The organism is Jutongia sp. SJQ-6, from assembly GCF_054161275.1.
In genome coordinates, this window is record NZ_CP195314.1 from 2,998,294 (window position 1) to 3,011,177 (window position 12,884).

Annotated in this window: 8 protein-coding genes and 1 tRNA gene; all 9 read left to right on the forward strand. The window is 43.9% G+C overall.

The window, feature by feature from the left end; translation table 11 throughout:
* The first annotated feature begins 77 nt into the window (after positions 1-77).
* Positions 78-2,402 carry a Tex family protein gene (locus ACSAJE_RS13390; RefSeq protein ID WP_118690953.1) on the forward strand — a complete coding sequence of 775 codons (2,325 nt, stop codon included), beginning with the start codon at positions 78-80 and terminating at the stop codon, positions 2,400-2,402.
* A 12-nt stretch (positions 2,403-2,414) separates the two neighbouring features.
* Complete coding sequence (locus tag ACSAJE_RS13395) at positions 2,415-4,298, forward strand: aryl-sulfate sulfotransferase (protein WP_458009348.1); 1,884 nt, start codon at positions 2,415-2,417, stop codon at positions 4,296-4,298.
* A 148-nt stretch (positions 4,299-4,446) separates the two neighbouring features.
* Positions 4,447-5,595 carry a lactaldehyde reductase gene (gene fucO, locus ACSAJE_RS13400; protein ID WP_118506739.1) on the forward strand — a complete coding sequence of 383 codons (1,149 nt, stop codon included), beginning with the start codon at positions 4,447-4,449 and terminating at the stop codon, positions 5,593-5,595.
* Positions 5,596-5,781: 186 nt separating this feature from the next.
* A tRNA-Arg gene (locus tag ACSAJE_RS13405) sits at positions 5,782-5,855 on the forward strand.
* 87 nt (positions 5,856-5,942) lie between these two features.
* Positions 5,943-6,956 carry a UDP-N-acetylmuramate dehydrogenase gene (gene murB, locus ACSAJE_RS13410; RefSeq protein WP_118690950.1) on the forward strand — a complete coding sequence of 338 codons (1,014 nt, stop codon included), beginning with the start codon at positions 5,943-5,945 and terminating at the stop codon, positions 6,954-6,956.
* A gap of 106 nt (positions 6,957-7,062) precedes the next feature.
* Entirely contained in the window at positions 7,063-7,926 is an 864-nt protein-coding gene (gene rapZ / locus ACSAJE_RS13415; protein ID WP_022025232.1) for an RNase adapter RapZ, read from the forward strand.
* Between the two features lie 35 nt (positions 7,927-7,961).
* Positions 7,962-8,945, forward strand: coding sequence for a DNA-binding protein WhiA (gene whiA, locus ACSAJE_RS13420; RefSeq protein ID WP_458010078.1), 984 nt, complete (start codon positions 7,962-7,964; stop codon positions 8,943-8,945).
* On the forward strand, positions 8,942-9,202 hold the full coding sequence (locus ACSAJE_RS13425) for an HPr family phosphocarrier protein (RefSeq protein WP_022025234.1): 261 nt from the start codon (positions 8,942-8,944) through the stop codon (positions 9,200-9,202). Before whiA ends, ACSAJE_RS13425 begins: the two co-directional genes overlap by 4 nt.
* Before the next feature lie 130 nt (positions 9,203-9,332).
* Positions 9,333-12,800 (forward strand): DNA polymerase III subunit alpha, encoded by a 3,468-nt coding sequence (locus ACSAJE_RS13430; RefSeq protein WP_458009349.1) that lies wholly within the window; start codon positions 9,333-9,335, stop codon positions 12,798-12,800.
* Positions 12,801-12,884: the final 84 nt, after the last annotated feature.

Sequence of the window (12,884 nt, forward strand, 5' to 3'; positions counted from 1 at the left end):
CAGCCGCGTATCGAGTGGCTGCCTATTTTACTCTTGATGCATAGGCAAAGTGCGCATAGAAAGGAATATAGGATACTATGGATATTGTAAAGAAAATAGCAGCAGAGTTAGAAATTCGTCCGCAGCAGGTAGAGGCGGTCATAAAACTGATCGACGAGGGCAATACGATCCCGTTTATTGCCAGATACCGTAAAGAAGCACATGGTTCGTTGAATGATGAACAACTCCGTAATCTGAGTGAGCGATTAACTTATTTGCGTACACTGGAAGAAAAAAAGGAACAGGTTCTTGCAACGATCGAAGAACAGGGGAAACTGACTGATGATTTGAAGGCGCAGATCCTTGCAGCAGAGACGCAGGTACTTGTGGAGGACTTGTATCGTCCGTATCGTCCAAAACGCCGTACAAGAGCGATCATCGCCAAGGAAAAGGGATTAGAGCCATTAGCACAGATCATTTTGGCACAAGAAGTGACAGAGTCGTTAGAAACGATCGCCGAGCAGTATGTATCTGAGGAAAAAGAAGTGAAAGATGTTGCAGATGCGATTGCAGGAGCGAGAGATATTATTGCCGAGCAGATTTCTGATAATGCAGATTATCGTAAATATATCCGTGATATAACACGGGAAGAAGGTATACTTACCTCAACTGCCAAGGATGAAAAGGCGCAGTCTGTTTATGAGATGTATTATGAATATCAGGAGCCGGTTAAAAAGATTGCCGGTCATCGTGTTCTTGCGTTAAATCGTGGTGAAAAGGAAAAATTTCTAGTGGTAAAACTGGAGGCTCCGGAAGAACGTATTCTTACGTATCTATGCAAAAAGACGATCACAGAGGAAAATGAGATCGTAACGCCGGTGTTAGAAGAGGCAGTGACAGACAGTTATAAGCGTTTGATCGCGCCTGCTATCGAGCGCGAGATTCGTAATGAGTTGACTGAGCAGGCAGAAGACGGTGCGATCAAAGTATTTGGTAAAAACCTAGAGCAGCTTTTGATGCAGCCGCCGATTGCCGGTAAGACAGTTTTGGGCTGGGATCCTGCATTTCGTACCGGTTGTAAACTTGCTGTGGTAGACCCAACCGGTAAAGTGTTAGATACGAAGGTGATCTATCCGACGGCACCGCAGAACAAGGTCGAAGAGGCAAAACGTGAGGTGAAAAAACTGATCCAGAAATACGGAATTTCCCTGATCTCCGTCGGCAATGGAACGGCATCCCGCGAGTCGGAAATGATCATTGCGGATATGCTGCATGAGATCAAAGAACCTGTGCAGTATATTATTGTAAATGAAGCAGGTGCTTCAGTTTATTCCGCAAGTAAACTCGCCACCGAGGAATTTCCGAATTTTGATGTGGGACAGCGAAGTGCAGCGTCGATCGCAAGACGTTTGCAGGATCCGCTGGCAGAGTTAGTGAAGATCGATCCACAGTCTATCGGTGTAGGACAGTATCAGCATGATATGAATCAGAAGAAGTTAGGGGAAACATTATCCGGTGTTGTGGAAGATTGTGTAAATAAAGTTGGTGTGGATCTGAATACAGCATCCGCTTCACTGTTAGAGTATATTTCCGGTATCAGCAAAGTGATCGCAAAGAACATCGTTACGTATCGTGAAGAAAACGGAAAGTTTACGTCACGTAAAGAGTTGTTAAAAGTACCAAAACTGGGACCGAAAGCCTTTGAACAGTGTGCAGGTTTTATGCGTATTTTGGATGGGAAAAATCCATTGGATGCAACGAGCGTTCATCCGGAGACTTATGATGCAGCCAATGCATTATTAGATAAGCTTGGCATTGACACGGAAGAACTCAAAAAGATCCAGACGGAAGCGGCCAAACAGCAGTCCCCATTAGCCAAGAAGAAAACCGCTCCAAAGAAAAAGAAACAGCAGTTTGTTGTACGCAATACGCACACAGCCTTTGGCGCAGCCTTTGCGGAAGCCTTTGGCTCGATAGACCTGCCGAGCGGTGAGACGGAAGAAACACCGACAGAGAACAAAGCCTCCGGCAGTTTGCAGAAGCGTGTGAAAGACAAAAAGAAAATGGCTGACGAGCTTGGTATTGGTGAGATCACGCTGGTTGATATCTTGAAGGAATTGGAGAAACCTGCGAGAGATCCTCGTGATGAAATGCCAAAACCGATCCTTCGAACAGATGTGTTAGAGATGAAAGATCTCAAAGAGGGCATGATCCTTAAGGGGACAGTTCGAAATGTTATTGATTTTGGTGCGTTTGTAGATATCGGAGTTCATCAGGATGGATTGGTACATGTGTCCGAAATGTCGGACAAGAAATTTGTCAAACACCCATTGGATGTTGTCAGTGTCGGAGATATCGTTGATGTCAAAGTAATGGGTGTTGATCTCAAAAAACAGCGTATTCAGTTGACTATGAAATTATAAAGGGGAGAGCATATGAACTTACGTGAAAAATTATTTGTTGAAGTAAGAAAAGGAACAAAGGTCACATTGAGTGAAAGCGATCTCAACAAAATGGATCGCATGTATGAGCGTGAGTTGGCGCAGTATGACAACCGTAAGGTTATGACGCCGTACCGAAAAGAGCCAAAGCGGGCGTTTTTGGCACAGCTGCGCGATTACGCTTTTGAGCGGATCTTGGACAGGCATTTGTACACATTTTCTCACGTGTTGGTTATTCCAAATCCATATGGAGTGGCTAAACAGACAGCCCTTATCCTGTTCAACTCTTCCAAGGAGTACAAGGTGCGCTATCGTGTGTTCGGAGATAATGGCAATGATTTTGTTGGTGAATCCAGCTATACAACAAGACATCGTGTGGCAATCTTGGGGTTGTATTTCGAACGTAGCAATACGGTAGATCTGTCTCTGATCGATCGAGAAGGAAAAGTTGTAAAGCATCGAGTGATCCGTATTTTTGTTTCAGAAGTGCCTGAAAACCAAAAGGATCTTGTGATGGAAGTAGAGGGAGATAAATCCGCAGCAATGCCGCTGCTGGCAGTCAACGGTGCCGCTTTTAGTCCATTGGTCTTTGATGCAGATGGTGCGATCCGATATTCAATGCAGCTTCGTACCTATAAGATGGGTATGATACCGATGCCGAATGGTCATGTTCTGCTGGCAGATCGAACAGCTAACATTGTAAACAGCATGGGCAAGATCCAGCCGTGCCGTTATCATGAAATGGATTATATGGGCAGAGTGTATCGCACATATATTTTGAATGAACCGATCGGTACTGCATTAGCACAGCACGATAGTTCGTTGTATCTTGTGACTTCGTCCGATGGAGAGCATTATAATGACTGTATTCTTACGATGGATATGAATACCGGTGAGATCGTACGCCGCATTAAGCTGATTGACTTGCTGGGAGAAAAATACCACACCGGTAAGGAATGGCTGCTTTTTTCAGCGATGGAGTACCACGCCGGAAAGCTTTTGTTGACATTCAAGCGTATACACACGATCGCACAGCTTGATCTGGAGAGTGGCAAATTGGATTGGGTGCTGGCACCAAAATCAATCTGGCAGGATACAGAGTTGGAAGCCATCGCTTTGAAAACAGAGGGTGCTGATATCGAAATGGGAAGACCGGATAAGGCTGTTTGGATGGATGAGCACGAATTGTTGATCTATAGCACAGGTACTAAAGGAGCGGTAGATGGCGGATACAATGATGCGGAACATTCTGCGGTACTTCGTGTGTCGATCGATGAGGCTGCCGGCACATATGTACAGGAGAGCAAGAAAGACTGTTTGAAAACGATGCAGTTTGGTAGTGCCCTTTATACAAAAGAATACAACAAGTATTTCCATTTGACAGGTATCACGCAAGACCGTACGACAGAACTTCATTCCCAGATCCAGTTGGTCAATGGAGAAAACGGTGAAGTTGAGAAGACGTTTAAGCTGACCAAAAACTTTTTGTGGGCTTGGGAGTTTCATCCGGACATCCCATCATTTTGTGTGGGGATGGGACTGCATGATCAGACAGAGTTTGGTAAGCTCCCAACGCCGGAAGAATTTCATGGAGCAATGCCGGAAAAAACGGATCAGCGTATTCGTGGTACCTTCTTCGGTAACGTGCATTTATGCGAGAATCTTTTGCAGTATTCGATGCTGCCGGGGGCGGTTGAAAAGCTGTATTTTAAGGGTGAGCATAAGACATATGTACAAGATTATTCGCAACTGCGTATGGGCAGACGTAAAGAAATCTTTGCTGTGCAGGTGGATGGACTGGAACCTGGAGAATACGATATGTATTTGCAGTTCCAGGGAAAGATTCGCAAGCTGCGCAATGAATTGCGTGTGAAATAACGACGTGTAGTTTATAAAGTTTTCACAAAGTGAATCTTGCTTTTTATGAGGAAATTTCGTATAATTATACTAGAAACTTTGGAAAATACACAGAAATTTGTGCAATTTCAACAAAATTATTTTTATTATTTTACAGGAGGATTCTAGTATGGCAAACAGATTTGTATTAAACGAGACATCGTATCATGGGGCAGGAGCTATTGCAGAGATTGCAACAGAAACTAAAATTCGTGGTTTTAAGAAAGCGTTTGTATGTTCGGATCCGGACTTGGTAAAGTTTGGTGTAACACAGAAAGTGTTGGATGTACTTGAGAAAAATGGTATGGCATATGAGCTGTATTCAAATATTAAACCAAATCCAACGATTGAAAATGTTCAGACAGGTGTACAGGCATTTAAGGATGCAGGAACAGATTATCTGATCGCTATTGGTGGCGGTTCTTCTATGGATACTGCGAAAGCAATCGGTATCATTATCAACAATCCTGAGCATGAGGATGTTGTCAGCTTAGAGGGTGCTGTAGATACCAAGAATAAGAGCGTACCGATCTTTGCAGTACCTACGACAGCAGGAACTGCTGCAGAGGTTACGATCAATTACGTTATTACAGATGCAGCTAAGAATCGCAAGATGGTTTGTGTAGATCCGCATGACATTCCTGTTGTGGCATTTATCGATTCCGAGATGATGTCTTCTATGCCTAAGGGGCTTACTGCAGCAACCGGTATGGATGCTTTAACACATGCGATTGAGGGTTACATTACGGCAGGAGCATGGGAATTGTCCGACATGTTCCATCTCAAAGCAATTGAGATCATTGCACGTTCTCTTCGAGGAGCAGTAGACAATACGCCGGAAGGACGTGAGGGAATGGCTCTTGGTCAGTACGTTGCAGGAATGGGCTTCTCCAACGTAGGTCTTGGAATTGTTCATTCTATGGCACATCCACTTGGCGCATTGTATGATACACCACATGGAATCGCAAATGCGATCATTCTTCCTACTGTTATGGAGTATAACGCAGAGGCAACAGGTGAGAAATATCGTGATATTGCAAAGGCAATGGGTGTTGAAGGTACAGAGAATATGTCTCAGGAAGAGTATCGTAAAGCAGCCGTTGATGCTGTAAAACAGCTTTCCAAAGATGTTGGAATCCCTACAGATCTCAAGGATATTGTTAAGAAAGAAGATATTCCATTCTTAGCACAGTCTGCATATGATGATGCTTGCCGCCCGGGTAATCCAAAGGAGACAAGTGTTGAGGACATTACGAAGCTGTATGAGAGCTTACTGTAATCAGATCATAGTTTCAATCTAAAATAATGGGCTGCGTGGCACTTTGAAATAAGAGTGTCACGCAGTCGTTTATTATGTCAAAGAATAAAAAAAATTAAAAAAATTGAAAAAAATGCTTGCATTTTTGAAAATACTAGTGTATAGTATATCAAGTACGGTACAGATGACGTACAAAACATAAGAAATGTGCGCGTAGCTCAGCTGGATAGAGCGTCTGACTACGGATCAGAAGGTCGGGAGTTCGAATCTTCTCGCGCACGCTTACAAAGGTCTTGATTAATCAAGGCCTTTTTTGTTACAATAAGGAATTGTTTGGAACAGTAATAAGAAAGGATCGTAACGTTATAATGCATATATTTGAAATAGATAGATTGGAACAAATTGTCGGCAAGGATCGGGTTCGCAAGGAGGAACCGCTTGCCAAGCATACTACTTTCCGAATTGGAGGGCCGGCAAAATGGTTTGTAGAACCGGACTCTGCGGAGCAGTTGGCTGCGTGCATTAAATATTTGGAAGAGGTGCAGATGCAATGGTATATATTAGGGAATGGAAGTAATCTGTTAGTTGCGGACGAAGGATACGACGGTGTGATATTGTCGCTGCATCGTATGAATAAGGAAGCAGAGCAGGTCGGTGAACTGCATCAGATCCGAATTTTGCCGGCAGATGCCAGTGAAACAGAGAAAGCGGCGGTGCTGGAGGAATATGGGGTTAAGCAGTGCATATCAACTGCTAAAGCCTATGTGAGTGCCGGTGCGGGAGTGATGCTTTCAACACTTGCAGCCCGGATTGCAGATCAAGGACTTGCAGGATTCGAATTTGCCGGAGGTATTCCGGGAACGCTCGGTGGCGCAGTGACGATGAATGCAGGTGCATATGGTGGCGAGATCAAGGACGTGATCGTAGCTGCTAAAATGATCGATCGAACAGGTAAGATCCATTTGTTTTCAGCGGAAGAACTACATTTGTCTTATCGACACAGTATTGTGCAGGAACAGGGGCTTATCGTTGTGTCAGCGTTATTTGCTTTTGAACAGGGAGACAGGGCGCAGATCAAGGCGCAGATGCAGGAATTAAATGCGAAACGCCGCGAAAAGCAGCCGTTAGAATATGGAAGTGCAGGCAGTACTTTTAAGAGGCCGGAAGGATACTTTGCCGGTAAATTGATCGAGGACGCCGGATTGAAAGGATATCGGGTTGGTGATATCATGGTGTCGGAGAAACACTGTGGCTTCGTGGTCAATGTAGGACAGGGAACCTGCGCACAGGCAGATGCAGTGATCAGGCATGTGCAGCAGACTGTTAAGGAGCAGTTTGGTGTCACCCTTGAGACGGAAGTTAAGAGACTTCCGGAACAGTAATATGCTGAAGCGGCCAGTGATATGCAGAAATTAACAGAGAAACGGCATAGTTCGTCATAAAACGGCGGCATTGTTGTTGGACGATTATGTAGAAATGAGGGCGAATATGAGATTTGTGATCGTTACCGGAATGTCGGGTGCAGGAAAGAGTTCTGTTTTAAAGATGCTCGAAGATCTCGGATATTTTTGCGTGGATAATTTGCCGGTGCATTTTATTCCGAAGATGACAAAGTTAATGGTGGACGAGCAGGAGACTGTCGACAAGATGGGTCTTGGCATCGACGTGCGTAATTTGCAGGGATTGTCTGATCTTGATAACATCTTGGACAAGATGAAGCAGGAAGGATATCCCTATGAGGTGCTGTTTCTGGAGGCAGATGACAGTGTGCTTGTAAAACGCTATAAGGAGACGAGACGTAATCATCCGTTAGCATTGCAGGGACGTGTCGATAAGGCGATTGCGGCAGAGCGAGTAGAGCTTGCCCATATCAAAAAGCGTGCGGATTATATTTTAGATACCAGTCATATGCTGGTACGTGAGTTAAAGCATGAGGTGGATCGTATTTTTCTGGGAGAAGAAGAGTATGAGAATTTCTTTGTGACACTGTTGTCCTTTGGATTCAAATATGGTATACCGGAAGATTCCGATCTTGTGTTTGATGTACGTTTTCTGCCAAATCCATATTATATTCCAACGCTCAAACCACTGACAGGAAATGATCCGGCAGTGTATGATTACGTGATGGCTGCACCGCAGGCAAAAGAATTTCAACGCCAGCTATTTGAAATGGTGAAGTTTCTTATACCGAATTATATTGCCGAGGGAAAGAATCAGATTGTGATCAGCATTGGATGTACCGGAGGAAAGCACCGGTCTGTTTCGATGGTGCGTGCCCTGGAATCACAGATGAAATCTTTGCCATATACGGTCAAGATGGAACATCGCGATATTGAACGGGACGCCAAGTGAGCGGGCTTAGAAAGGAATGTAAGATTACTATGAAAATGTCATTTTCTGGAAAGGTGAAAGAGGAACTTGCTTTGCAGTTAAGCCCAGCAAGACACTGCCAGATTGCGGAATTTGCAGCGCTTTTTGCTCTTTGTGGTAAGATCCGACATCGCAAGAACGGTAGTATTTATTTGGAAGTACATACGGAAAACTTGACAGTAGCAAGAAAATCTTATATCTTAATAAGGATGGCGTTTCAGGCGGAAACGCAGATTAGGATCCGGAACCATAGTTTGCAGACAAGAACGCCGGTGTATCATTTGCTGGTATTGGCGCAGAACAAGGCATATGAGATCCTAAAAGCGATTAAATTATTGAGTGAATCAGAGGATCGATGGGGCGATCTGTCGACGATTCCAAGCCGCTTAGTGCAGAATACATGTTGCAAACGTGCGTATTTGCGAGGTGTGTTTATGGCGGCGGGATCAATAACTAATCCGGAGAAGGCGTATCATCTCGAAATTGCAGTGTTATCAGAGTCGTTTTGTTTGCAATTGCAGCAGATCGTGGCTTCCTTTCAAATTGAGGCGAAGATTGTAGATCGAAAGAAATATCATGTTTTATATGTAAAAGAAGGTTCTATGATCGTGGACACCTTAAATGTTATGGAGGCACATCAGGCATTGATGGATTTTGAGAATGTTCGTATTTTGAAAGAAGTACGTAATTCAGTAAATCGACAGGTCAACTGTGAAACGGCTAACATTCATAAAACAGTAACTGCAGCTGCGAGACAGATTGAAGATATACAGTACATAGAGACTGCCAAAGGGGTTCGCTGGTTAAGCGATGGGCTACGCGAGATTGCAGAGCTGCGATTGGAATATCCTGATCTGCCATTGGCAGAGCTTGGACAGAAATTATCCAAGCCACTTGGAAAGTCGGGAGTAAATCATCGTTTACGAAAGTTAAGTGAAATTGCAGAGCGTTTGCGGGCGGAACAAGAAATCAGCCTCAAACCAAAGGAGGAAAGGTCATGATAACAAAGAAAATTAAAATCCAATTAAAGAACGGATTAGAGGCAAGACCGGTTGCAGTATTGGTTCAGGTTGCAAGTCAATATGACAGTCGTATCTATGTCGAATGTGAAAATAAGAAAGTAAATGCTAAGAGCATTATGGGACTTATGTCTTTAGGACTCTCCGCAGGAGAAGAGGTCGTAGTATCGATCGATGGAGATGATGAGACAAATGCCATGGATGAAATTGAGAAGTACCTTAGTGCGGCACAGGCATAATGGACAAACCAAACATATTATTTGGGTAACACAAAAGGCAAAGTGCTAACTTTGCCTTTTTGCATTTTCTATATCGTTTTCCGGATGCTCTGTAAAGAAGCTGCAGGCTGAGGAAACATGGAGGTTTACTATGAGTTTTACGCATTTACATGTGCATACCGAATATTCTTTGCTGGACGGTTCCTGTAAGATCAAAGAGCTGATCGCGCGAGCTGCAGAATTGGGAATGAAGAATATTGCCATTACTGATCATGGTAATATGTACGGTGTTATTGAATTTTATCGTGCAGCAAGAGCGGCAGGAATCAATCCTGTGATCGGATGTGAGGTATATGTTGCACCGGGATCGCGTTTTGATCGTGAGGTAACGAAGGGAGAAGGCCGTTACAATCATTTAGTGTTATTGGCAGAGAATAACGTTGGATATTCGAATCTGATCAAGATCGTATCCAAAGGATTTACCGAAGGATTTTATTATAAACCTCGTGTTGACTATGAAGTGCTTGAAAAGTATCACGAAGGTGTGATCGCGCTTAGTGCATGCCTTGCCGGAGCAGTTGCCACGGCACTTAGGTATGGACAATATGAGACAGCCAAGAAAGAGGCAGAGCGCCTATATGATATTTTTGGGAAAGATCATTTTTACCTGGAATTGCAGGATCATGGAATTGCAGATCAGGCAACCGTGAATCAAGGGCTTTTGCGTATGAGTGAGGAGTTAAAGATTCCTTTGGTTGCAACCAACGATGTGCATTATATCACGGCAGAAGATGCAGAACCACATGATATATTGCTATGCATACAAACGCAGAAAAAGGTACAGGATGAAGATCGCATGCGCTATGAGGGAGGACAGTATTATCTTAAGAGCGAAGACGAGATGAAAGCACTGTTTCCTTATGCACAGGAGGCGTTAGAGAATACTTCTAAGATTGCTGAGCGGTGTCATGTGGAGATTGAGTTTGGTAAATATAAACTTCCGAAATATGATGTCCCGGAGGGATTTACAGCGGATAGTTATCTGCAAAAACTTTGCCAGGATGGCATGAAGAAGCGTTATGAAGAGATCACTACACAACTGCAGGAAAGACTGGATTACGAATTGGATACGATTCGGACAATGGGTTTTGTTGATTACTTCCTGATCGTGTGGGACTTCATTCGCTATGCGAGAGAAAATGGGATCAGTGTTGGACCGGGACGAGGCAGTGCAGCAGGAAGTATTGTAGCATATTCGCTTGGCATTACCAGCATCGATCCAATCAAATATGATCTGTTGTTTGAGCGTTTCTTAAATCCGGAACGTGTTACGATGCCTGATATCGATATTGACTTTTGCTATGAGCGAAGACCGGAAGTGATTGATTATGTAGTGCGTAAATATGGCAAAGATCACGTTGTGCAGATCGTGACTTTTGGTACGATGGCAGCACGAAATGCGATCCGAGATGTAGGGCGTGTGCTGGATCTGCCGTATAATTATGTGGATGTGATTGCCAAGCAGATCCCGATGCCAAAGCAGGGAGCAAAAGTTACGATCAAAGAGGCATTGCAGGTCAATCCGGAATTGCGTGAAATTTACGAATCAGATGAACAGGCTAAGAATTTGATCGATATGTCCATGCGGCTGGAGGGACTTCCCAGACATACCTCGATGCATGCAGCCGGTGTACTGATCAGTCCAAAGCCGGTAGACGAATATGTTCCATTGTCCAAGGCGTCTGATGGAACGATCACGACGCAGTATACGATGACGGTATTAGAAGAATTGGGGCTGCTTAAGATGGACTTCCTGGGTCTTCGAACACTAACAGTCATACAAAATGCAGCTAAAATGGCAGGAATCGAAGACGATACGCTTCTAAACATTCCATTTGATGACAAAGAAGTGTTTGACATGATCAGTGCCGGTAAGACGGACGGTGTCTTCCAGTTGGAAAGCGGTGGCATGAAGAGCTTTATGACGGAGCTTAAACCAGAGTGTATGGAAGATATTTTGGCAGGAAATGCGTTGTACCGTCCGGGTCCGATGGATTTCATCCCACAATATATAGAGGGCAAAAATAACCGTGACAGCATTGTGTATGACTGCCCGCAGCTTGAGCCGATCTTGGCACCGACGTATGGTTGTATTGTGTATCAGGAGCAGGTAATGCAGATCGTGCGCAGTCTGGCCGGATATAGTTTTGGCCGAAGCGATCTGGTACGCCGTGCGATGGCTAAGAAAAAAGAAAAGGTCATGGAGGCAGAACGTCAAAACTTTGTATATGGCAATAAAGCAGAGGGCGTTAAGGGTTGTATTGCAAACGGCATTTCCGAGGAAGTTGCTAATAAAATATATAACGAAATGATTGATTTTGCGAAGTATGCCTTTAACAAATCGCATGCGGCAGCGTATGCGGTTGTGAGCTATCAGACGGCATATTTGAAATGTCATTATCCGATAGAGTTTATGGCAGCACTGATGACATCTGTGCGTGATAATACGTCTAAGGTAATACACTATACAATGAACTGTAAAGAACTGGGCATCCCGATGCTTTCACCGGATATTAATGAAGGCTATTCAGACTTTTCGGTTGCGGATGGTGGAATTCGTTTTGGAATGTCTGCGATCAAGGGGATTGGCGTGAATGTGATCGAGCGTATTGTTGCGGAGCGAAAAAGTGGGGGAGCCTATACTTCACTCCAAAATTTCTTGGAGAGACTGGCTTCCGGAGAAGTGAATAAGCATGTGGTGGAGAATCTTATTAAATCCGGTGCGATGGATTCGCTTCCGGGCAACCGTCATCAAAAGGTCATTGCCTATGCGAATATTATGGATGCTGTCAGCAAAGACAGGCGTAACAATATGGCAGGACAGGTATCGTTATTTGATCTTGGTGACGAGGGCTTTGTGAAAGCAAAGCAGTATCCATTGCCGAATGTAGAGGAGTTCCCAAAGGAGGAGCTGCTAACTTATGAAAAAGAGGTGATGGGAATCTATGTCAGTGGGCACCCATTGGAAGAATATGTTGCTTTGATGAAAAAAAATTGTACCTGTATTTCGACCGATTTTGCAGCCGAAGAAGAGCAGGAAGACAACAGTGTTACAGATGGTGAACGTGTTGTCATCGGAGGTCTGCTCGTGAATAAAATCGTGAAAACAACAAAAAATAATACGATGATGGCGATCGCTTCGATCGAGGATCTGTATGGGACAGTGGAAATTATAGTATTTCCTCAGACCTATGAAAAGAAGAAACATTTGTTAGTGGAGGGGTCGAAAGTTTTTGTCAAGGGACGGGCACAGACGGAAGACAATAAAGCCGGCAAAGTGATATGTCAGGATATTATCCCTTTTGACCGTATTCATTGTGAATTATGGATTCGGTTTGCTAATAAGGAAGCTTACTTAGCCGTAGAGAAAAAGCTGTTGCAGCAGGTAGTTAGCGAGGATGGCACTGATACGATCTGTATTTACCTGGAGCAAGAGCATCAGGTTAAAAAACTGCCAAGATCGTATGAGACGAATGCACGAAGACTGGTGGCTGAAGGTGCATTGGAAGAATATGGAAAAGAATCTGTGGCGATTAAAGAAAAGAGTATTGAAAAATAGTTGATTTTAGCGTAGAATTTATATGAAATGCGTTGCATTGTTAGAAGGTTGCAGCGTAGAAATTACAGCAAGAGAAGCAAGGGG